Below are 22,717 nucleotides of genomic sequence, written 5' to 3' on the forward strand. Positions count from 1 at the left end.
CATTCGTCCTTTATGCTACTGGCCGGAAAACCAGGACGAACGCCTAGGCTAGCGTTTCAAGGACGCGCCAAGGTGCGGGTGCAGTCATTTCCGCTGTCCGTCCCGAAACTTGTATAATAGGTTACAAGTGTTTGAGATCGGCCAAAATTCGTTTCCACACCGACCGCTGGCATGGTAGCCCTCATATAGAGAGTTTCCTAAAACGATTCCAGACTGAATTTCGTGAATTTGCCCCCTTGCGGCGAAATGTTGCGATAGTCCCTTTTAGACGTTGCCAGAAGGGGCTGAGGAGAGAGAATGCGGCTCAAAGCCGAAAATCTGGCAGGTGAGCGCGCGGGCGAGACGATCTTCGCAGGCCTTTCATTTGACTTGTCGTCGGGTGAAGCACTTATTGTCACCGGCCCGAACGGCTCTGGAAAGTCGACATTGCTGCGAATCATCTGTGGTCTTCTGGCGCCGGAAAACGGCACCATTGCGCTCTACGAAGACACTGTTTCGATGCCAGTGCGCGCTGCTTGCCATTATCTTGGCCATCTCAATGCAATGAAGCCCGCTTTGAGCGTGCGCGAGAATCTTTTGTTCTGGCAAAAATTCAATGGTGCTGCACGCTTCGATATTGAAGAGGCACTGGAGGCAGTCGATCTGCCGGGCGTTGACCATCTGCCTTTTGGCTATCTGTCAACCGGGCAGAAGCGCCGTGTTTCCATTGCCAAACTGCTGATCAGTCATCGCCCGGTCTGGATTGTCGATGAGCCGACCGCCGGTCTCGACAAGGCATCCGAGGGGCGCTTTGCAGAGCTGATGCGCGATCATAGGCGTGAGGGCGGCATGGTGATTGCCGCAACGCATATTCCGCTTGGTCTGACGGGGATAAAATCGCTCGACATGGCCGCCTATGCGCCCGAGGTGGCGTGATGGGAGCACTGTTTATCAGAGATTTGCGTTTGGGTTTTCGTGCCGGTGGCGGCGCACTGATTGGGATTTTGTTCTTTCTGGCTGTCATTTCAGTGATGCCGTTTGGCGTCGGCCCTGATCTTAATCTGCTCTCGCGCATTGGTCCGGCCATGTTATGGATCGGCGCTTTGCTGGCAACACTTCTCGGCCTCGACCGGCTGTTTCAGGCGGACCGAGAAGATGGCTCGCTTGATCTGCTGCTGATTGGTGCAGACCGCCATATGCTGGCTTTTACAGTCTTTGTGAAATGTCTTGCCCATTGGGTGGCGAGCGTTTTGCCGCTGGTCATTGCGTCACCCATGTTGGGGCTGTTCATGAATATGGATATGACCGCAACCGCTGCAACTGCGCTGACACTTCTGGTCGGAACGCCAGCCATTGCTTTCATCGGCGCAGTCGGTGCGGCATTGGCGGTGGCGCTTCCGCGCGGTGGCTTGCTGGTTTCGGTGATCGTGCTGCCGCTGACCATTCCGGTGCTGATTTTCGGTGTCTCGGCTTCATATGGCGCGACCGATGCTGTGGCCCCATTCTTTGCGCCGTTTCTGATTCTGTGTGCGCTGACTTTGTTTTTTGCTGTTTTAGGGCCGTTGGCAGCTGCAGCATCTTTAAAAAGTTCGGCGGATTGAGCATGATCCCAAAAGTGGGAACCGGTTTTCGGATAAGATCAGGCTCGGCGGATTGACGCAGTTGATTACGGTCAATTGAACGGCATATCGCGTCAGGTATAAGTATAGGCCATGACGAATGACATGATGAAAACCCAAAGCTGGCTCGATCTGGCAAACCCGACCCGCTTTCTCGCTTTCGCAGGTAAGGTTCTGCCGTGGCTTGGAGGCTTTGCCGGGCTGTTTCTCGCAGCCGGGCTTTATATGGTTTTTCTGTCGCCGGATGATTATCAGCAGGGTCTGACTGTCCGCATCATGTATATCCATGTGCCTTTCGCCTGGCTTTCGATGATGTGCTATTCGATCATGGCAATCTCGGCCCTGGGGACGCTGGTCTGGCGCCATCCGCTGGCGGATGTCTCAATCCGCGCAGCGGCTCCCTTGGGCGCGGTGTTCACAGCGCTTGCACTTGCAACCGGCTCGCTCTGGGGCAAGCCGATGTGGGGCACATGGTGGGTGTGGGATGCGCGATTAACTTCCGTGTTCGTGCTGTTTTTGATGTATCTCGGCATTATTGCGCTGTCGCGCGCCATGGATGATCCGGCCAAAAGTGCAAAGTCCGTCGCCGTCCTCACACTGGTTGGTTTTATCAATATTCCGATTATCAAATTCTCGGTCGACTGGTGGAACACATTGCATCAACCCGCTTCGGTTTTCCGCATGGATGGCCCGACGATTGATGGCTCTATGCTGCGGCCGCTTTTTGTGATGGCGATCGGCTTCACGCTGCTGTTTCTCACATTGCACATGATGGCGATGCGCAATGAAATCTGGCGTCGTCGCGTGGCTATGATGAAAAAGCTTGCAGCCCGCAATGCAGATCGCAGCCGTATGAAAAAAGTGCGTGTGGAAGCACAGGAGGCAACGCAATGAGCCATTTCGCTTATGTGGCGATCTCCTATGGCATCGCCGCCGCAGCCCTCGCCATCACGATTGGCTGGATACTGATCGATCAGCGCATTCAGAAAAATGAGATCAAACGGCTTGAAGCGCAAGGCGTGCGCCGCCGCTCGGCAAAGAGTTCTGCGCAATGAGTGAAGCCGATACCGCTAAAAAGCCCCGCATATTGGTGGCGCTGCTGCCTTTGCTGATCTTCGTTGGCCTTGCCGTGATCTTTGCCGTGCAGCTTTTATCCGGCAAAGACAATACGACTATTCCTTCGGCCTTGATTGGCAGGCAGGCACCACCAACCAATCTTCCGCCCGTCGAAGGCCTTCTGCGCGATGGTGCGTCCGTGCCGGGGCTCGACAGCGAAGATTTCAAAACGGGTCCTGGGGGCAAGCTCACGCTCGTCAATGTCTGGGGATCATGGTGCGTACCATGCCGTCAGGAGCATCCGCTTTTGATGGAAATCGCCAAGGACAAGCGCATTCGTGTGGTTGGCCTCAATTACAAGGACCAACCCGAAAACGCCCGCCGTTTTCTTGGCGATCTCGGCAATCCCTTTGCTGCCGTGGGCGCAGACCGCGCGGGACGCTCCGCCATTGAATGGGGGGTCTACGGCGTGCCGGAAACCTTCCTCGTCGATGCAGACGGTAAGATCGTTTACAAGCATGTCGGGCCGTTTACGCCGGAGTCGGTCAAGAACGATTTGATGCCTGTGATAACCGGCGCGATTGGCGACCTGTGAGCGGGCTTCCTCATCTGCTTTGGGTGTTAAGACCTCAGAATTGATTCACGATCAGGACGACGATCAAACAGACAATTGCGCCTGCAAAGAGCGACAGAAACATTGTTATCCAGAACAGAATGAGTAGCCAGATTGCTCGCAATGGCCTGCGTGTTTTTAGCAAATAAAGCAGTTGCGCGACCGGAAGGAGCAAAACGCCGACAAACAATAACCCTCGAGAGGGAAGTGCGTGGCCATTGATCTGTGCATCGGAATTAAGTGCATGAAGCGATGCTATGAGAAGTGCAATTGACGAAGCGAAAAAGGCCAGATCTCTAAACCTTTCGCTAGGACCAAGTATGCCGCCTAGATAAAACGATACAGCGCCCACTATTAAAGGGATAATAAATACTGCGCACAAAAAAGCGCCTTGTTGGCTTTAAAATTTTCCCGCACCACTAAATATGCCCCGTAGAATTAAGTGATTCTTCAGTGGATGATATAGCGTGAGAATTGTTTACAGGTTCAAGGAAAAAAGGCGGCTCGTTTTGAATTAGAGCGGGTTTCAATTTGATTGGGTCAGATCGGCGCGTCTCAAAGTATTTGTTTTAAAGCGCATCCCGAGAGCCATTTCATGCTTTTCGGGATGCGCTCTGATTGCAGACGGAACATCTATATTTTTAATTTCCGTTCTTCATTCGTCTCAATCCGGCAATTTCCGCACCGCGCCCTTGGCAGCACTGGTTGCCATGGAAGCGTAAGCCTTCAACGCGGTTGAAACCTTGCGCTTGCGCTCTTCAAGCGGCTTCCAGCCGGATGCATCCTGCTCGGCGCGGCGTTCCGCCAGCGTTGCATCATCAACAGCCAGATGGATTTTGCGGTTTGGAATGTCGATATCGATAATATCGCCTTCGCGCACCAGACCGATCGTGCCGCCTTCGGCTGCTTCCGGCGAAACGTGACCAATTGAAAGACCCGAAGAGCCGCCCGAAAAACGTCCGTCAGTGACCAGCGCACAAGCCTTACCGAGGCCCTTTGATTTCAGGTAGCTGGTTGGGTAGAGCATTTCCTGCATACCCGGACCGCCGCGCGGACCTTCATAGCGGATCAGCACAATGTCGCCAGCCTTGATCTTGCCGTTCAGGATACCGAGCACGGCAGAATCCTGGCTTTCGAAGATGCGGGCAGGGCCGGAGAATTTCAGAATGGAATCATCCACGCCTGCCGTCTTCACGATGCAGCCGTCTTCAGCCAGATTGCCGTAAAGCACGGCCAGACCGCCATCCTGACTAAACGCATGTTCTTTCGAACGGATAACGCCCGTTTCACGGTTCGTATCAACGCTGTCAAAGCGGCGTTCCTGGCTGAATGCAACCTGTGTCGGCACGCCGCCGGGGGCCGCCGAATAGAACTTGTGCACCATTTCACTGTTGGTGCGCGTCACGTCCCAATGATCGAGCGCCTTGCCCATGGTTTCACTATGGATGGTTGGCAGATCGGTATTGATCAGCCCTGCTTTGTCGAGCTGGCCGAGAATGCCCATAATGCCGCCTGCACGATGCACATCTTCCATGTGAACCGTATTGTTGGCAGGCGCGACCTTACAAAGAACCGGCACGCGGCGCGACAGACGGTCAATATCGGCCATGGTGAAGTCGATTTCGGCTTCCTGTGCAGCCGCCAGAAGATGAAGGACCGTATTGGTCGATCCGCCCATGGCAATATCAAGCGTCATGGCGTTTTCAAAAGCCGGGACGCTTGCAATCGAGCGCGGCAGGACGCTGTCGTCGTTCTGCTCATAATAACGGCGCGCGAGATCGACAACCAGATGACCGGCTTCCACAAACAGGCGCTTGCGGTCGGCATGGGTTGCGAGCGTCGAACCATTGCCCGGCAGCGACAGGCCAAGTGCTTCTGTGAGGCAGTTCATCGAATTGGCGGTGAACATGCCCGAGCATGAGCCACAGGTTGGGCAGGCAGAGCGCTCAATCGCCTTGACCTGATCGTCGGTATAGTGGTCATCGGCGGCAGCAACCATGGCGTCCACGAGGTCGAGCTTCTTGACCTGATCGTCCCACACGACCTTGCCAGCTTCCATCGGACCGCCGGAAACGAAAACGACCGGAATATTGAGGCGCAGCGAGGCCATCAGCATGCCGGGCGTGATCTTGTCGCAGTTGGAAATGCACACCATCGCATCAGCGCAATGGGCATTGACCATATATTCCACCGAGTCGGCGATCAGCTCGCGCGATGGCAGCGAATAGAGCATGCCGTCATGACCCATGGCGATGCCGTCATCGACCGCAATGGTGTTGAATTCTTTCGCAACGCCACCAGCGCTTTCGATTTCACGGGCAACCAGCTGGCCCAAATCTTTCAGATGCACATGGCCCGGCACGAACTGGGTGAACGAGTTCACCACGGCAATAATTGGCTTGCCAAAATCCTCATCCTTCATGCCGGTGGCGCGCCATAGGCCGCGCGCGCCAGCCATATTGCGGCCGTGGGTGGTAGTACGCGAACGATAAGGAGGCATTTTCAAACCTTTTAGGAACTGTTCTAATTTGGTCGTCGGTATGCCAGAATCACCCGCTCTACGCAAAGCGCAAATTGCCCCAGCGCCTGCACTGGTGCGCTATTTTCAAGCACATCGCATTCAGCGGAAATGTTCAGGCGTGCAATCATAATTGCCGACACCGACCGCCCCAACTTAGCATATTGTTGATATAATGCAAAAGATTTTACGCTTTAAACGTAAGGAAATTTCTTAAACGCCGCTCGTTGCTTCCGCCAAGGCGCTGTCAATCAACGCATTGACGGTTTTCATGCACTGCTTTGAAAAACGTGCAGGTCAAAAAGAGCCGATGTTTTCGCTCTAAATGAGCCCGGCGTCGAGACAGGAGAGGCGAAACTAAAACCGCTGAAAAAAACGGCCAAAGCGACATGCGCAGAGTCGGTGCGCGTGATTGTGGTTGTCGCCTTAGGCTTTCGTTTCTCTCAGCACGGTTGCAAAGTCGGGAAAACCGTGTCGCATCGTCAGCGCTGCATCACTTCAGAAGAAAATGCGTAGGCCAGCGTCCTCGTCAGCACGTAGGGTGGCACGGGTTTTCGAAACACCGGCACATCAGGATAGCGCGCAGCAAGATGCGTGGGCAATCCTCCACCTGTATGAACCACGACAAAAACGTTGCGGCTCTTTAGTCTGTCCAGAATAGGCTCCAAATCACCATCCGCAAGGTTGACGTCGAGAATGGCGGCGTCCACTTCCTGCTTATTGATGAGGTCTATGGCTTGTTTTACGGTGCCCACAGGGCCGATAACAGTGCCCTGGGCATCTTCCACAGTGGCGGCAACGTCGAGAGCGACGAAAATTTCGTCCTCCACGACCAGTACCCGCCTATGTTCAAGATTATCCATGATCTTTCCACTGTCGCTATCGATTTCTGTTTGCTCTAAACCCAGTGTGGGTTGTCGCAGAGTCAATGCTCAGGCACACAAAGAGGTTCCCTGAAGGATCAGGATAATGGATTAATGGTGAATCAAATCTTTATTTCAGGCAGGGCAGCCCGATTTAGCCCGCTTTAGAAAGCAGTGAAGGTCAGGGTCGTGAGCGAACGCACAATATTGGGAATATCGAGCACATTTTCATTGATGAATTTGCCGATGTCGTCGCCTTCTTTTACGTAGATCTTGGCGAGCAGATCATATTCGCCGCTCGTCGAATAGAGTTCCGAAACAATCTCACGCTGATAGAGCGTGTCCGCAACCTCATAGGTCTTGCCGGGGGCGCATTGCAGTTGCAGGAAAACGGGCTTCATATCTGTTCCTTTCGCCATATGGCGGTCAGCGGCCATAGAGCTAAATTGGCCATTATCTTTGGCTGTTTCAAGCACGGGCGGATACGCGAAATCAAGAGCGTTTCCCGTATGCAAACAGTGTTTCTATCGCAGGTTTAATTTACAGAATTGTGTTTTTAATCAATGAAGGCGATAAGACACCGCTAAAGTGGAAATAAGATAATCATTACATGCTTTATGTACTCCCAGCCGTTTTAATGCTGTTTTCACTGGCCTTTGTGGTTGTCGGTGCAATGGATAAGCTGCGCCGCCATCTCTTATGGTGTGCATTATGCTTTTTCTGCATCGGCCTGGCCATGCTTTCCCAGCTTGTCGATATACCGGCAGATGATGGTGTCAATACGCTGTTGACCACCACAATATATGTGGTCGGCACTTTATCGGGCGGGCAGGGCATTCTTCTCAGGTCCGCGCGCCGTTTGCCGCTGTGGTTCGGGATTGTCAGTTTTGGTCTGATTGTCGGTGGCGTTGTTTATTTTCTCTACGTGCAGCCCAATGCGATCAATCGCATTTACGTTGTGAATTTTGGCCTCGCATGCATGATTTTGACCTTTGTCTGGTACTTGCGCGGATTGGCGCGGGGCTCTGTCGCTGACCAGCTCATTCTGGGAATGCTGTTTTTGGTTGCGGTGCAGTTTTTTCCCCGAACACTGCTGACCGCGCATTCCATTGTCGGTGATGACACGGCAGCTGACTTTGCTTTTACGCCATTCTGGCAATGGACTGTTTTTTCAACCGCTGTTGCGGGTGTCATTGCCGGTCTGGTGCTATTTGCGGCAGCGGGGGCTGATCGGTTCAGAGAACTGGTTTATGAACGGGATACTGATCCGCTGACCGGGCTTTTAAACCGCCGTGGGCTTGAAACAGGGATGAACGCGCTGGAGCGCGGTCGCTTTTCTGGCTGGGTTGTCGCCTGCGACATCGATTATTTCAAAACGATCAACGATATTTATGGACACGCGACGGGGGACACAGTGCTCACAGAGTTCGCAGCTATTTTAAGGTCCTATTGTACTGATCGTCATCTGACGGCGCGTATCGGCGGCGAGGAATTTGTCATCTGCCTTGAGGATATGCCGAGTGATGCGGCGTTTGAGCTGGTCGAGAGCATTCGGAGAAGCGTCAAGACGCGCGTTTTCTCGCGTCTGTCAAAGGATACGAGCCTGACGTGCAGTTTTGGAGTGGTCAGACTGGGGCATAAAGACGATTTCTGGCGGGCGGTGGAGCGCGCTGATAAGGTTCTTTATGAAGCCAAAGAGGCCGGTCGAGATCGGACTTTGTTTGAAGATAGAATTTCCTGAGCGTTGTGGCGTTTGAAATTCTTGCTGTGAAAACCGGATAAACTTGCTGTGATGATCAAAAATCTGACGCAGATTATGTGTTAGAAGCGTTTTTTACACTCCCGCAAAGCGAGTTATGCGTAAGCCAATGCAATTTTTATCCGCTCTGATTTCGAATTCTCCTTTTCGCTTTTCGTCATTTTTCATCATGAGTGTTGCCGCCTCTTTGAGTACGCCGTCCATGGCAATGACGGCGCTGGAAAAAGCACAACTTGAAAGGCTTGACCCTGCAACGCGTCTTGAGCAGCGTTGCGATGTTGAGGCGATGGAACGCATCAGCAAGGATAAAAGAAAGCTTTCGGTCGATAAGGTGCTGGCCTATGCCTTTTCAGACCCTGTTGCCTCAAAAAATATGATCAAAGCGGATGGCGCTGCTTTTCGCAGCCGCGAGCATTGGTACAAGCTCTCATTCGTTTGCAAAACGGATGATGAGCACATCAATGTCGTTTCCTTTGATTATCACATTGGTGAGGAGGTTCCGCAGTCTCAGTGGGACAAGCATTACCTCGTGCCATGATGATGAGAGCACCTTTATAGGTTTGCCGGTACGTCTCTATTGCGCACCATCATCCGCGCGGCAGGCTGAAAGCAGCGTGATTTCTTTGGCCGAATCGTCCGCCTCCAGATGGGTGAGAATGGCCCGTCCATCTTTTTCAGCCCAGCGATAGCTGTCCTGCTCGTCCATTGCGACATATTTCCTGAGCGCATTATGCCATTGCAGAGCAACCATTTTGCCTTCAACGTCAATGACGGCAAAAGCAGGCTCTTCGCCCGCATGAATATAGGTGACAGGCACCACGACCCCGCGTTCACAGACATAATCCGTCCGAATGACCGAATCCCGGCTGATTGTCTGGGCCAGAGCGGGGCTTGATGCGAGTGCGCTCAGAGCAAGAACGATGCCTGTATTGCGAGATTTTCTCAGCATAATGACCTCTGTTTCGTAAAGCGTTATGAAAGGTCTGGCAGAAAAAACAAAGAATTTCAATTTTTTACGGGAACCTAATTTACACTTGGCCGTTCTTCATGTGCTGGTCGTTAGATCGGCCGGGGCCCGGAGTTAATTTGCCCCCGCAATCCTAATCCGGGTCCCACTTTTAAATCCGCCACTTCATCCTGAAATTGATAATTCTTTCCCCGGAATTCGGTTATTTGAGAAATCGGGTGAAAATTTAATTCCGCATATTTCATTATCATAGCTTATAATTTTCGAAGTGCTTTCAAATAAGAGAAAGCTTATGGCATCCTGTGTGCAAAGACCTCTGATACTCTCAGGTCAATGAAACGCGGAGAGGTGGTCATGAAAATATCGAGAGTCTCATTCACGCTTGCAGCTTTTTTAGCAACGGCGGGTATTGCCGGAACTATTCAGGTCGGTCACGCCGATCAGACATTGCTCAATGTGTCCTATGATCCGACGCGGGAGCTTTATAAGGATTACAACGCGGCTTTTGCGAAGCATTGGAAAGAGCAGACAGGTGAAAACCTGACCATCCGTGTTTCGCATGGTGGTTCGGGCAAGCAGGCACGTTCCGTTATTGATGGCGTGAAAGCGGACGTTGTCACCCTTGCACTGGAAAGCGATATTGACGCGATTGTCGAACATTCCGGCAAAATCGACAAGGATTGGCGCAAGCGCCTTCCGCATAATTCTTCGCCTTATACATCGACGATTGTTTTTCTCGTGCGCAAGGGAAATCCGAAGGGCCTCAAGGATTGGGGCGATCTGGTCAAAGACGGGGTTGAAGTCATCACGCCCAATCCGAAGACTTCGGGCGGTGCCCGTTGGAATTATCTCGCTGCATGGGCATGGGCCAATAAGGAATATGGCGGCGATGAAGCCAGGATAAGGGAATATATCGGCGAACTTTTCCGCCATGTCCCGGTGCTTGATACGGGTGCGCGTGGTTCGACCACAACCTTTGTGCAGCGTCAGTTGGGTGATGTTTTGCTGGCCTGGGAAAATGAGGCCTATCTTTCCATCGCTGAATTCGGCGACAATGCCTTTGATATTGTGGTGCCGCCGCAGTCTATTCTGGCAGAACCACCGGTTGCGCTGGTTGACAAAAATGCTGATGACAATGGAACCCGTAAGGTTGCGCAGGCCTATCTCGAATATCTCTATTCACCGGAAGGTCAGGCCCTTGCCTCCAAGCATTTCTATCGTCCATCCGAGCCGGATATTGTGCCTGCTGACCAGAAACGTGATTTTCCGAAGCTCGACCTTGTAACGATTGACGACCCGGTTTTCGGCGGTTGGGCCAAGGCGCAGCCTTATCACTTTGGCGATGGCGGCACTTTTGACCAGATTTACAAACCGGGTAAATAAGCCTCTGTCAGGGCAGTGATTGCTGAGAAAGACCAATAAAAGGGAGCAAATATTGATGTCTTCGCACCCTGCACGGGTCAGAGCAGGGTGGCATTTCAGAAAACCGAGCGTTGTTCCGGGCTTCGGACTGACGTTCGGTTTTAGTGTCGCCTATTTGACTCTCCTCATTCTCATTCCGCTTGCAGCCCTCGTGCTGCGCTCAACAGATGTTGGCTTTGCCGGCTTCTGGCGGATCATCACCGATGAACGCACGTTAAAGGCACTTGAAACCAGCTTTGGCACCGCTTTCATTGCTGCAGTCATTAATGTGATTTTCGGTGTTATTCTCGCATGGGTTCTCGTGCGCTATCGTTTTTTCGGTCGCAGGTTTATCGATGCAATCGTTGATATTCCCTTCGCGCTTCCCACAGCCGTTGCTGGTATCGCGCTCGCTTCAATCTATGCGCCCAATGGCTGGATTGGCAGTCTGCTGGCGCCTTTCGACATTCGCATTGCTTTCACCCGTGCCGGCATCGTTGTGGCGCTGATTTTCATCGGGCTGCCATTTGTGGTGCGCACGGTGCAGCCCATCATGGAAGAGATCAGCCGGGAGGTCGAGGAGGCGGCGGCAACGCTTGGCGCATCGCGTTTTCAGACGATCTGGCAGGTTTTGCTGCCCGCATTGCAGCCCGCAATTCTTACCGGCTTTGCACTGGCTTTCGCGCGCGGGGTGGGCGAATACGGCTCGGTCATTTTCATAGCAGGCAACACGCCTTATGTTTCGGAAATTGCTCCGCTGCTCATCGTGATCCGGTTGGAGGAATATGATTATGCCGGTGCAACGGCGCTTGCGACTGTGATGCTCGCACTTTCATTTGCCATGCTGCTGTTGATCAATCTGATCCAGTCGTGGTCAAGAAAGAGGTATGGCTATGGCGCGTGACCATGTTTCTCCTGCGCGCAGCGCTGTGAGCGAAAGCCTGCCAACGCGTATTGTGCTGATCAGCATAGCGCTGATCTTTTTGTTGCTGTTTCTTATCCTGCCGGTGGTGGCCGTTTTTGTCGAAGCCTTCCGTAAAGGCACGGGCGAATATCTGGCAGCCTTGGCGGAGCCCGATGCATGGGCCGCAATTCGGCTGACATTGCTCGTTGCGGTTATCTCTGTTCCGGTCAATCTGGTTTTTGGTGTCGCGGCTGCATGGGCGATTGCCAAATATGAGTTCAAAGGCAAGGCGCTTCTGACAACGCTGATCGATCTGCCTTTTTCGATATCACCGGTGATTTCGGGTCTGGTTTTTGTGCTGCTTTTTGCAAGCCACGGCTTGCTGGGGCCGTGGCTTGAAAGCCATAATATTCAAATCCTGTTTGCTGTTCCGGGCATTGTCCTGGCAACGCTTTTTGTGACGTTTCCGTTTGTGGCGCGCGAGCTTATTCCGCTGATGCAGGAGCAGGGAAGCGGTGATGAAGAAGCAGCCATTTCGCTGGGCGCCAATGGTTGGCAGACCTTTCGTTATGTCACTTTGCCCAATATCAAGTGGGGCCTTCTCTACGGTGTCTTGCTGTGTAATGCCCGCGCAATGGGCGAATTCGGCGCTGTTTCGGTGGTGTCAGGACACATCCGCGGCCTCACCAACACCATGCCGCTGCATGTCGAGATTCTCTACAATGAATATAATTTCGTTGCGGCTTTCGCGGTTGCATCTTTGCTGGCCTTGCTTGCCCTTGTGACCTTGGCGGCCAAAGCTTTTCTGGAGATGCGTTATGGTGATGAACTGGCTGGCAGTAACGGGCATTAAAAACTAAATTGTCCAAAAGAAAATAAGCCGCCCATGCTTTGGCTGAGCAGTCGGTGGTAGGGGAAAGGATCGGGAATGGAAGTTCGTGTCGCCGGTGTGCGTAAAGAGTTTGGTCGCTTTCCGGCATTGCATAACGTGTCGCTGGATATTCGTTCGAGTGAACTGATTGCTTTGCTTGGTCCGTCCGGATCGGGCAAAACAACCTTGTTGCGTCTGATTGCCGGTCTTGAACGGCCCACAGAAGGGGCGATTTTTTTTGGTGATGAGGATGCGTCGCATAAGAGCGTGCAGGAGCGCAATGTTGGCTTCGTGTTTCAGCATTATGCGCTGTTTCGCCATATGACGGTCGCCGAGAATATCGGTTTTGGCCTCAAGGTTCGCCCTGGCAGCACCCGTCCGCCTTCCGCCGAGATCCGGCGTCGTGCACTCGAATTGCTTGATCTGGTGCAGTTGAAGGGACTGGAAAATCGCTATCCAACGCAGCTTTCCGGTGGGCAGCGTCAGCGCGTTGCGCTGGCCCGCGCCATGGCGATTGAGCCAAAGGTTCTGCTGCTTGATGAACCCTTTGGCGCACTTGACGCGCAGGTGCGTAAGGAATTGCGCCGCTGGCTACGCGAAATTCATGACCGCACCGGCCATACGACCGTGTTTGTCACGCATGATCAGGATGAAGCGCTGGAGCTTGCGGATCGCGTGGTGGTGATGAGCCAGGGGCGGATTGAACAGATCGGTACCCCGGATGAGGTTTATGATCAGCCGAACTCGCCTTTTGTTTATGGCTTTATTGGTGAATCCAGCACGCTGCCGGTAAGGATTGAAAAAGGGGAAGTCTGGCTGGCGGATCGCAATATCGGACTGGTGGCTGATGGCGCGGACGATGGCGAAGCACAGCTCTTCTTCCGCCCGCATGATGTCGAGTTGCTTGATGGCTGTGGGGGCTGCATCGCAGGCACAGTTATTGCCAGCCGAAGATCGGGGGGCAAGAGGCGGGTCGAGCTTGAAATCGGCGGGGCGCGTCAACGTGTCGAGATCGAGATTCCGGCCGAACATCCAGCGGCTGAAAAAAGCCGCATCGCTTTCCGTCCGCGCTATTGGCGGATTTTCGGACATGACCGAGCATCTCAAGCGGATGAAAAGGCAGAGGTTTTGGCTCAAGGCCATTCATAATTCAGGCGTATCGCCCCGATTTTACCCATCAGACATCCGCATTGGCGGGTGTCTTTTTCATTTTAGAAACAAAGAGCATCGGCATAGCATTTTCGAAATCTATTCTTCAGAGTGGTATTATTCTTATTTTCAGTATGTTAGGGTTGTAGAAACCGCTCATTTTATAACGCAACATTAATGTTCGGAAAGAATTGTGCGTTGCGATCTAAACGATTTGAATATCTCCACAGACTGTCGTCGCATTTTTGTCAAATGAGGACGACATTCAGGGAACCGAATACGGATATTGTCGTTTTTCTGCATTGAAATTCAATCTAATATCCATCCGCCGCATTTCACTCATTCCCTTCGGAAAGGCTGTTAAGGCACATGCCGGAATTGTCTTCTTCGCCGTCTCATTCGTCCATTGCCGATCATAAGACTTCGGATCAAATTCCGCCCGAACAACCTTCTCCGATACGTGCGCTTTACAAAAGCGAGGATGAACTGCGTGAGCTCGCAGCCTCCGTTGCACGTGGTGAAGAACTGGCATTACCCGGTTATCAGTCTTTTGAGTTCGATCAGCGCCTGTCTGAAAATGGCAAGCTGATCCTGCATGCCTATCGCTCGTCGGATGCGGCGTCTCGCGCTGGCGAAACCATCACGCCGGCGGCGCAATGGTTGCTCGATAATCATTATCAGATCGACAAGACGGTCCAGCAAACCCGCCGCGATCTCCCGCGCAAATTCATCCGGCAATTGCCACCCTATGCCGCCCGCGATGAAAAATTTAAGGACATGCCACGTATTTTTGCGCTGGCATGGCTCTATGTCGCGCATACCGACAGCAATTTCTCGCTCAAATCACTTACCGCGCTGGTTCAGGGTTTTCAGACGGTTGAGCCGCTCAAAATCGGTGAATTGTGGGCGCTGCCATCCGCTGTTCGCTATTTTCTGATCGAGAATGCACGCCGGTTGGCGCTGCGTGTGGATCGTGCGCGCAATATGCGCAATCTTGCCAATACCGCAGCAGACCGTATCGTCGTTGCCGCCAATGGCGACGAGCTTGATACGGTTCTTGCACAATATGCGCAGGCGGCACGCGACAGTACCTTTGCCACCCATCTTCTCTATCGTCTGCGCGGCGCTTCCACCGATACATCGGCTGCGGCCAGCTGGCTTGAGCATATTCTTGAGCAGGAGGGCAGCAATCCAGAGGACGCCATCGTTGAAGAACATGCGCGCCAGTCGACGGGCGGCGTGACGATGGGCAATGCGATCAGCAGCCTGAAACGCATTGACGATATTGATTGGGAAACCTGGTTTGAAACCGTCAACGAGGTCGATGCGATCCTGCGCGACCACAGCGATTTCGAACTGCTCGATTTCCGCTCGCGCAATGCCTATCGCGTGACAATTGAAAAGCTCGCGCGCTTTTCAAATATGAGCGAAATCGACATCACCTGGGCGGCGCTCAAACTTGCAGAAGAAAGCAAGGCAAACGGACCAGAGGCAAACGGGCAGGAAGGCAGAGGTTCTATTGCCTATTACCTTTCGGGTGAAGGGCGTACAGAACTTGAAAAGGTCTGCGGCTACAAAGCCCCCTTTGGCGTCAAAGCCCTGCGCTTTTATCGCAATCTTGGCCTTTTGGGCTTCTTTATCCCGACAGCCATTTTCACGATTTTGATTCTGCTGGGCGTCAATTACTGCATGAGCAGGGCCGGGCTTTCGGCTGATTGGCGCTTGCTGTTCACGCTTCTGGCACTTTTCCCGGCGATGGATGCGTCCTATTCGCTGTTCAATGCGCTGGTGCCGTGGTTTGTTCAGCCGACGCGTCTGATCGGTTTTGAATATAAGGAAGGGCTTCCCGTCGAGGCGCGCACGCTTGTTGCAGTCCCGACGCTGATCAATTCTCGCGATTCCATTGACGAGCAGATCCGTAACCTTGAAGTTCACTATCTTACCAATCCGCGTGGTGAAATCTATTTCGCACTGGTGAGTGACTGGGTTGATGCCAAGCAGGAAATTACACCTGCTGATATGGAAATTTACGAATATGCGCGCGATGAAATTGCCAAGCTCAATGAGCATTATACCGGCAATGAACAGCCGCGTTTCTTCTTGCTGCATCGCCGCCGTCTGTTTAACGAAAAGCAGAGCTGCTGGATGGGCTGGGAGCGCAAACGTGGCAAGTTGCATGAGCTGAACCTGCTTTTGCGCGGCGATCAGGATACGAGCTTCTTCCCACCTGATGAGCGCCTGCCGAAAGATGTTAAATTTGTCATGACGCTGGACGCGGATACACGGCTTACGCCTGAATCCGTGACCAATCTGGTTGGCAAGCTCAGCCATCCGCTCAACCGTCCCGTCTTTGATGAAAAGACCGGTAAGGTGGTTCGTGGGTATGGCATCCTGCAGCCACGCGTGACGCCATCTTTGACAACGGGTGATGAAGCCTCGTTCCTGCAACGTGTCTTCTCGGTCAATCGCGGCATCGATCCTTATGTCTTTGCAGTTTCTGATTCCTATCAGGATCTGCTGGGTGAAGGCAGCTTCACCGGTAAAGGCCTGTATGACATCGACGCTTTTGAAACCGCGTTGAAAGGCCGTGTGCCGGAAAACACGCTTCTCAGCCACGATCTGCTGGAAGGCGGCTATGCGCGTGCAGCACTCGTCAGCGATGTTGAAGTGGTTGAAGATTATCCGACCGGCTATAATGTCGACGTGTCGCGTCATCACCGATGGGCGCGTGGTGACTGGCAGCTTCTGCCATGGCTTTTCTCGACAAGCCGCGGCGTCAGCAACGTTACCCGTTGGAAGATGATCGACAATCTGCGCCGGTCGCTTAATCCTATCCTCTGGCTGATCGCTTCGGTTGTTGGGTGGAGCATTCTGCCGATTGGACCGGCTGCCGTCTGGCAGGCCTTCCTGATCGTCAGCATGTTTGTGGCGCCGACCTTTGGCATCATCACCAATCTCATTCCGTCCAATATGGACTATTCGCTCAAAGGCCACGCGCAGTCGGTTCTCACCGATATTGCTCTTGGTACTGCGGATGTGGCGCTTCGCACCACCTTCATTGCCCATTCCGCTTTCCTGATGGCCGATGCGATTGCACGCACGATCTATCGTCTGTTTGTCTCGCGCCGTGATCTTCTGGAGTGGCGCACGGCTGCACAGGCCAAGTCATCGCCTGACACGCTTTTGTTCTATTTCCAGCTGATGTGGCCAGCCATTGTCATCGCAGGGCTTGCAATTTTCTTTCCGCTCGCCGCGCAAAGCCATGCGGCAATGATCGCCGCGCCCTTTGCGGTGATCTGGTTTGCATCGCCGCTGATCGCATGGCTTGTGAGCCGTTCGGCCAAGCCGCAGGATACGCTGGAAGTTCTCTCTTCCGATAAGGCTGATCTGCGCCGCTATGCACGCCGCACATGGCGCTATTTTGCTGAGTTTGCCAACGAGGAAAACAACCATCTTCCGCCGGATAACTTTCAGGAAGACCCGGCTCCGATTGTCGCGCAGCGAACCTCGCCTACCAATATCGGCGTTTATCTTCTCTCGGTCATTGCCGCGCGTGACTTTGGCTGGATCGGCTTTGCCGAGACGATGAACCGCGTTGAAGCCACCGTCACGACGCTTGAGAAGATGGAGAAATATCAGGGCCATCTCTATAACTGGTATGAGACAAACACGCTGACGCCGATGCGTCCGCTTTATGTCTCTGCCGTGGATAGCGGCAATCTTGCCGGTCATCTTGTGACGCTTTCTTCGGCTTTGGAAGAATGGGCGGAAGCGCCTTCGGTTTATCTTCAGGCTGATCTCGACGGCATTATCGACGTCAATGATGTGCTTGAGGAAGCGATTGCAAAAATCCCGGATGATCGCCGGATTTTGCGCCCGCTGCGTCGTCGTCTGGAAGAGCGGATTGCCAATTTCCGCCGTGCGGTGCGCACCATCAAGGACGAGCCGGAAACAGCCTCCTTCCGCACCATCAATCTGTCGCTCTTTGCGACGGACATTGTGCGCCTGATGGAAGAGCTCGATAGTGAAATTGAAACGCCAGCAAGCGCTGAGGCAAAGGAATGGGCCAATATTCTGGTCGATACCTGCAAGGCGCATACGGATGATTCCGTTGGCGATCGCAACACAGATGAGCTGCGTGAGCGCCTGCGCGATCTCGCAGGGCGCTCGCGCCAGCTGGCATTCGATATGCAGTTTGGCTTCCTCGAACGCAAAGAACGCCGTTTGTTGTCGATCGGTTTCCGCGTTCAGGAAAACGAACTCGATGAAAGCTGTTACGATCTTCTGGCATCCGAAGCCCGTCTTGCTAGCCTGTTTGCGATTGCAAAGGGCGATGTGCCTGTTGAACATTGGTTCAAGCTCGGTCGCCTTCTGGTGCCTGTTGGCTGGAAGGGCGCGTTGCTCTCCTGGTCCGGCTCGATGTTCGAATATCTGATGCCACCGCTGGTCATGTCCGAACCGCTTGGCTCCCTGTTGGATCAGACCAATAAGCTCGTTGTGCAGCGCCAGATTGATTATGCAACCTCGCGTGGTCTGCCATGGGGCATTTCGGAAGCGGCGTTCAATGCGCGGGATGCGCATATGAACTACCAGTATTCCAATTTTGGCGTGCCAAATCTGGGTCTCCAGCGTGGACTTTCGCGCAACGCTGTTATCGCGCCTTACGCAAGCTTGCTTGCATCGCAATATCAGCCAGCGGCTGCGGTTGCCAATCTGAAGCGTCTGGAAAAGCTTGGTGCACTGGGCCGTTATGGTTTCCACGATTCGGTGGATTTCACCCCGTCGCGTGTTCGCGAAGGTGAAACCTATGCGGTCGTAAAAAACTACTATGCCCACCACCACGGCATGGCCATTATCGCGGTCAACAATGTGATTTTCGAAGGCCGTATGCGGGAACGCTTCCATTCCGACCCAGTGATCGAAGCAGCAGAACTTCTGTTGCAGGAAAAAGCACCACGCGAAATTCCGATGATCTACGCAAAGACCGAAAATCCGATGCGTGTGGATTCGGGCGGCTTCGACGATGCGCCAATGCGCATCATCGACGTTCCTTTCAAGGCACCGCGCACAACGCATATGATGTCGAACGGCCAATATGCGCTGATGGTTACGGCCAACGGTTCCGGTTACAGCCGCTGGCACAATTGGGACATCACCCGTTTCCACGCCGATGCCTCGGAAGACTTGCAGGGCACATTCCTGTTCCTGCGTGACATGGAAAGCGGCTATTCATGGTCGGCAACCGGCGAGCCTGTGCGCAACCCGGATGAAGAAACCAAGACTGTCTTCACGGAAGACAAGGCTGAGTTCTACAAAACCGCAGGCGACATCAAGACGGTCATGGAAGTGATTGTCTCGTCTGAATCCGATGGTGAAGGCCGCAGGCTCGACATCATCAACACCTCTGCGCGCGATCGTATCATTGAGGTCACGTCTTATGCGGAACTGGTGCTGACCGACAGCGACAGCGATGCGGCGCATCCGGCCTTTGCCAAGATGTTTGTTGAAACCGAAATCGCTGATAACGGTTCGACCATCTACGCCAAGCGCCGTAAACGTGCGCCGTCCGACCCGGATATTCATGTCGCGCATTTTGTGACCGATCTTTCGGGCTCTATCCGCGAAACGGAAGTCGAAACCGATCGCCGTGCCTTTATCGGTCGGGGCCGTTCGCTGCGTGATGCGGCAGCCTTCGATGAAGGTGCAAAGTTTACCGGAAGTCAGGGCTGCGTGCTTGATCCGATTGCATCGGTGCGCACACGTGTCCGCGTTCCGGCACATAAAAAGGTCAGCCTTGTTTTCTGGACCTTTGCGGGTGGAAGCCGCGATGCGGTTGAACATGCGGTGGCAACGCATCGCCATCCCGAAACCTTTGCGCGGGAATATTCACTCTCATGGACAAGCTCGCAGGTTCAGCTTTATCATATCGGTATCAAGCCTGCGGAAGCTGCTGACTATCAGAAGGTTGCCGCCTATCTGCTTTATCCGGAGCGCAATCTGCGTCAGCCGCCGGAAACCATTGCAGCCGGACTTGGCAAGCAATCCAACCTCTGGCCGATGTCGATTTCGGGTGACTATCCGATCTTTGCCCTGCGCATCGACAACGAGGTTGATCTTGATGTGTTGCGCGGCGTGCTGCGTGCACAGGAATACTGGCGCAGCAAGGGCCTTATCGTTGATGTGGTTGCGGTCAATGAACGCGCCTTCTCCTATGCGCAGGATACGCAACGTGCGATTGACTGGATCGTGGAAGGCTTCCGTGCACGCGGTGGCGGTCTGCCGCATATCTTTGCGGTGCGTCGCGATCAGATGAGCGAGGAAAGCTATAATACACTTCTGGCTTCTGCGCGCATCGTCATGCATGCGCAGAACGGTCCGCTTGCCGAGCAGTTGCGTCGCAGTGAGGAAATCACTGTCGATTTGGCTGCACGCAGTGATGCCAAAACACCGGCCACTGCACAGCAGGGGCTTGGTTCTGCGGGGCTTGGTCCGATTGCGCTTGAACGCGGCTCGGAAGAGCGTCGTCTGGTTGCAAAGCCGAAACCAGTCACTCTGCCGGCTCCATCGGGCGATGATCTAGAGTTCTGGAATGGCTATGGCGGTTTTGCGCAGGACGGCAGCTATGTTGTGCGCATCAACAACCGCACGACCACGCCGCATCCGTGGATCAACGTGATCGCCAATCCGAATTTCGGCTTCCATGTCTCGGCAGAGGGGTCGGCTTTCACATGGGCAGGCAACAGTCGCGATTATCAGCTCACCCCATGGGCGAATGATCCGGTCACCAACCGTCCGGGCGAGGCAATCTATATTCTCGACCGTGAAACGGGCCGCAGCTTTGCTCCAACGGCCAATGTGCTGCGCGACGAGGCGGTCACCTATGAAGCGCGCCACAGCCATGGTTACAGCACTTTTGCCGCTCAGCATGGCGAACTGGCACTCGAACTGACCCATATTGTCGATGCGGAAAAGCCTGTCCGGCTTTCGCGTCTGACGATCACCAATAAGGGCCGTTCCAAGCGTAAGCTGCGCGCTTATGGCTATGTTGAATGGGTGCTGGGCAATGCCCGCTCCAAGAATGTGCCGTTCATCGTTCCATCGCAGGATGAAGAACTGGGCGCACTCTTCGCAGGCAATCCTTATCACCCGGACAAGTCCGGTCAGGTGGCCTTCTTTGCGGCGAGCGAAAAGCCGCAATCGGTAACGGCTGACCGTGGCGAATTCATCGGCACGACCGGATCGGTGGATCGCCCTGAAATCGTGCTTGCAGGCAAGCCGCTTTCCAACACGGTTGAGGCCGGGCGCGATCCTTGTGCAGCGCTTGCCATCGATATTGAAGTCAATTCGGGTGAAAGCCGTGAAATTGTCTTCCTGCTCGGCAATGCTGCCGATCAGATGCAGGCAAAAGCGCTTGTCGAACAAAGCCGCAAGGCTTCGTTTGACGACAAGCTTGAGGGCGCGCGCAGATATTGGGAAGGTCTGTTCGACCGCGTACAGGTCAAGACACCGGATCCGGCATTCGACCTGCTGATCAATGGCTGGTTGCCCTATCAGGCGATTGCCTGCCGTATCTGGGCCCGCGCTGCCTTTTATCAGGCCAGCGGCGCGTTTGGCTTCCGTGATCAGTTGCAGGATACGCTCTCACTTCTGCTGATCGATCCGTCGCTGGCACGTGCGCAGATCCTCAATGCCGCTTCGCGTCAGTTCCCGGAAGGCGATGTTCAGCATTGGTGGCTGCCTGCAACCGGTGCAGGTGTTCGCACGCTGATCTCGGATGATGTGGTCTGGCTCGGCTATGGCACGTCGCTTTACGTCCAAACCACTGGCGATGATGCGATTCTCGATGAAAAGCTGGCCTTCCTTGAGGGACGCAAGCTGGAAGAGGGCGAACATGATGCTTTCTTTGAGCCGGAAATCTCGGATCAGACAGCAAGTCTTTACGAGCATTGTGCGCTGGCGCTTGATCTGGCGATCAAACGCACCGGCAAGCATGGCTTGCCGCTGATGCTGGGCGGCGACTGGAACGATGGCATGAACCTTGTCGGCGTGAAGGGCGAGGGCGAGAGTGTGTGGCTCGGCTGGTTCCTTGCCTATACGCTGAAGCAGTTCATCCCGATTGCCCAGTCGCGCAATGATATGCGCGCAACAGCGTGGGCGAACCATCTTGAAAGCCTGACCAAAGCGCTTGATCGCGATGGCTGGGATGGTGAATGGTATCGTCGTGGCTTTTTCGACAATGGCGCGCCGCTTGGCTCAAAAGACAGCGATGAATGCCAGATTGATGCCATTGCACAGTCGTGGAGCGTGTTGTCGGGCGTTGCCGATCCAAAGCGGTCCGAGCAGGCCATGGCTTCGCTTGAGAAATATCTGCTCGATGATCAGGGCGAATTGCTGCGTCTCTTCACGCCGCCTTTTGACAAGACGGTGCAGGAGCCTGGTTACATCAAGGGCTATCCTCCGGGCGTTCGTGAGAATGGCGGTCAGTATACCCATGGTGCAACATGGGCCATTCTGGCGCTCGCCCGCATGGGCAAGGCCGCTGAGGCATGGCGTTTGTTCTCGCTCATCAGCCCGGTCAATCATGGTCGCAACCCGGATGTTTATCGCGTTGAGCCATATGTGATTGCAGCCGATATCTATTCGGTTGAGCCGCGGCGCGGACAGGGTGGCTGGACCTGGTATACGGGGTCTGCCGGCTGGTTCTACCGCGTTGCGACTGAGGGTATTCTTGGCGTTACCAAACGCGGCAATCGCTTGCATCTTGATCCGGCCTTGCCGCCGGAATGGGAGGGCTATGAAGCAGAACTTCGTTTCGGCGAAGCGCTCTATCGCGTGAAGGTGATCGCCGGTGCCAAGGACAAGGTGATCAGGCTCAATGGCCGCAAGGTCGGCAAACCAGATGAAGGCGTGCCGATCAAGACGGATGGTGAACATGAAATCATCGTAGAGCTTCCCAAATCTGAATGAAGCATTTAAAAAGGCAGGTGAAAACCTGCCTTTCTTTTTGCTGCCAAGCAT

The 22,717-nt window shown here is 53.9% G+C and carries 16 protein-coding genes; 12 read left to right on the forward strand and 4 right to left on the reverse strand.

Annotation, left to right across the window (positions count from 1 at the left end):
- Nucleotides 1-297: 297 nt before the first annotated feature.
- From ccmA to ABE530_RS00780, 5 genes are all read left to right on the forward strand, one after another.
- Nucleotides 298-915, forward strand: a complete 618-nt coding sequence (gene ccmA, locus ABE530_RS00760; protein ID WP_499693292.1) for a heme ABC exporter ATP-binding protein CcmA — start codon at nt 298-300, stop codon at nt 913-915.
- Nucleotides 915-1,580 (forward strand): heme exporter protein CcmB, encoded by a 666-nt coding sequence (gene ccmB / locus ABE530_RS00765; protein WP_265982672.1) that lies wholly within the window; start codon nt 915-917, stop codon nt 1,578-1,580. The genes ccmA and ccmB overlap by 1 nt, the downstream gene beginning before the upstream one ends.
- A 111-nt stretch (nt 1,581-1,691) precedes the next feature.
- A complete protein-coding gene (locus tag ABE530_RS00770; RefSeq protein ID WP_265982673.1) occupies nt 1,692-2,492 on the forward strand; it encodes a heme ABC transporter permease in 801 nt (266 codons plus the stop codon).
- Nucleotides 2,489-2,653 carry a heme exporter protein CcmD gene (gene ccmD / locus ABE530_RS00775; RefSeq protein ID WP_265982674.1) on the forward strand — a complete coding sequence of 55 codons (165 nt, stop codon included), beginning with the start codon at nt 2,489-2,491 and terminating at the stop codon, nt 2,651-2,653. Before ABE530_RS00770 ends, ccmD begins: the two co-directional genes overlap by 4 nt.
- Nucleotides 2,650-3,249 (forward strand): DsbE family thiol:disulfide interchange protein, encoded by a 600-nt coding sequence (locus ABE530_RS00780; RefSeq protein WP_499693293.1) that lies wholly within the window; start codon nt 2,650-2,652, stop codon nt 3,247-3,249. The genes ccmD and ABE530_RS00780 overlap by 4 nt, the downstream gene beginning before the upstream one ends.
- 682 nt (nt 3,250-3,931) lie before the next feature.
- On the opposite strand, the gene ilvD is transcribed toward ABE530_RS00780, so the two are convergent.
- The 3 genes from ilvD to ABE530_RS00795 all read right to left on the reverse strand — a co-directional run bounded on the left by ilvD (nt 3,932) and on the right by ABE530_RS00795 (nt 7,049).
- Entirely contained in the window at nt 3,932-5,767 is a 1,836-nt protein-coding gene (ilvD, locus tag ABE530_RS00785) for a dihydroxy-acid dehydratase (RefSeq protein ID WP_499693294.1), read from the reverse strand.
- Between the two features lie 500 nt (nt 5,768-6,267).
- Nucleotides 6,268-6,648 (reverse strand): response regulator, encoded by a 381-nt coding sequence (locus ABE530_RS00790; RefSeq protein ID WP_265982678.1) that lies wholly within the window; start codon nt 6,646-6,648, stop codon nt 6,268-6,270.
- A 164-nt stretch (nt 6,649-6,812) separates the two neighbouring features.
- Entirely contained in the window at nt 6,813-7,049 is a 237-nt protein-coding gene (locus tag ABE530_RS00795) for an Lrp/AsnC ligand binding domain-containing protein (protein WP_265982679.1), read from the reverse strand.
- Nucleotides 7,050-7,258: 209 nt separating this feature from the next.
- Here ABE530_RS00795 and ABE530_RS00800 point away from each other — a divergent pair, with 209 nt between their 5' ends.
- Nucleotides 7,259-8,389 carry a GGDEF domain-containing protein gene (locus tag ABE530_RS00800; RefSeq protein ID WP_499693295.1) on the forward strand — a complete coding sequence of 377 codons (1,131 nt, stop codon included), beginning with the start codon at nt 7,259-7,261 and terminating at the stop codon, nt 8,387-8,389.
- A gap of 187 nt (nt 8,390-8,576) precedes the next feature.
- A complete protein-coding gene (locus ABE530_RS00805; protein WP_265983817.1) occupies nt 8,577-8,945 on the forward strand; it encodes a DUF930 domain-containing protein in 369 nt (122 codons plus the stop codon).
- A 36-nt stretch (nt 8,946-8,981) separates the two neighbouring features.
- On the opposite strand, the gene ABE530_RS00810 is transcribed toward ABE530_RS00805, so the two are convergent.
- The gene (locus tag ABE530_RS00810) at nt 8,982-9,356 is read right to left on the reverse strand and encodes a lysozyme inhibitor (protein WP_323054526.1); all 375 of its coding nucleotides are present in this window, start codon (nt 9,354-9,356) and stop codon (nt 8,982-8,984) included.
- A gap of 372 nt (nt 9,357-9,728) precedes the next feature.
- On the opposite strand from ABE530_RS00810, the gene ABE530_RS00815 reads away from it, so the two are divergent.
- The 5 genes from ABE530_RS00815 to ABE530_RS00835 all read left to right on the forward strand — a co-directional run bounded on the left by ABE530_RS00815 (nt 9,729) and on the right by ABE530_RS00835 (nt 22,666).
- Nucleotides 9,729-10,757, forward strand: a complete 1,029-nt coding sequence (locus tag ABE530_RS00815) for a sulfate ABC transporter substrate-binding protein (RefSeq protein WP_265982681.1) — start codon at nt 9,729-9,731, stop codon at nt 10,755-10,757.
- Nucleotides 10,758-10,812: 55 nt separating this feature from the next.
- Nucleotides 10,813-11,679 carry a sulfate ABC transporter permease subunit CysT gene (gene cysT, locus ABE530_RS00820; protein ID WP_265982682.1) on the forward strand — a complete coding sequence of 289 codons (867 nt, stop codon included), beginning with the start codon at nt 10,813-10,815 and terminating at the stop codon, nt 11,677-11,679.
- Nucleotides 11,669-12,532 (forward strand): sulfate ABC transporter permease subunit CysW, encoded by an 864-nt coding sequence (gene cysW / locus ABE530_RS00825; RefSeq protein WP_499693648.1) that lies wholly within the window; start codon nt 11,669-11,671, stop codon nt 12,530-12,532. The genes cysT and cysW overlap by 11 nt, the downstream gene beginning before the upstream one ends.
- Nucleotides 12,533-12,607: 75 nt before the next feature.
- Entirely contained in the window at nt 12,608-13,699 is a 1,092-nt protein-coding gene (locus ABE530_RS00830; protein WP_265982683.1) for a sulfate/molybdate ABC transporter ATP-binding protein, read from the forward strand.
- A 369-nt stretch (nt 13,700-14,068) separates the two neighbouring features.
- Nucleotides 14,069-22,666 carry a glycoside hydrolase family 94 protein gene (locus ABE530_RS00835; RefSeq protein ID WP_499693296.1) on the forward strand — a complete coding sequence of 2,866 codons (8,598 nt, stop codon included), beginning with the start codon at nt 14,069-14,071 and terminating at the stop codon, nt 22,664-22,666.
- Nucleotides 22,667-22,717 lie beyond the last annotated feature (51 nt).

Origin of the sequence: Brucella sp. TWI559 (genome assembly GCF_039674265.1) — a bacterium.
Taxonomy (GTDB): domain Bacteria; phylum Pseudomonadota; class Alphaproteobacteria; order Rhizobiales; family Rhizobiaceae; genus Brucella; species Brucella chromiisoli.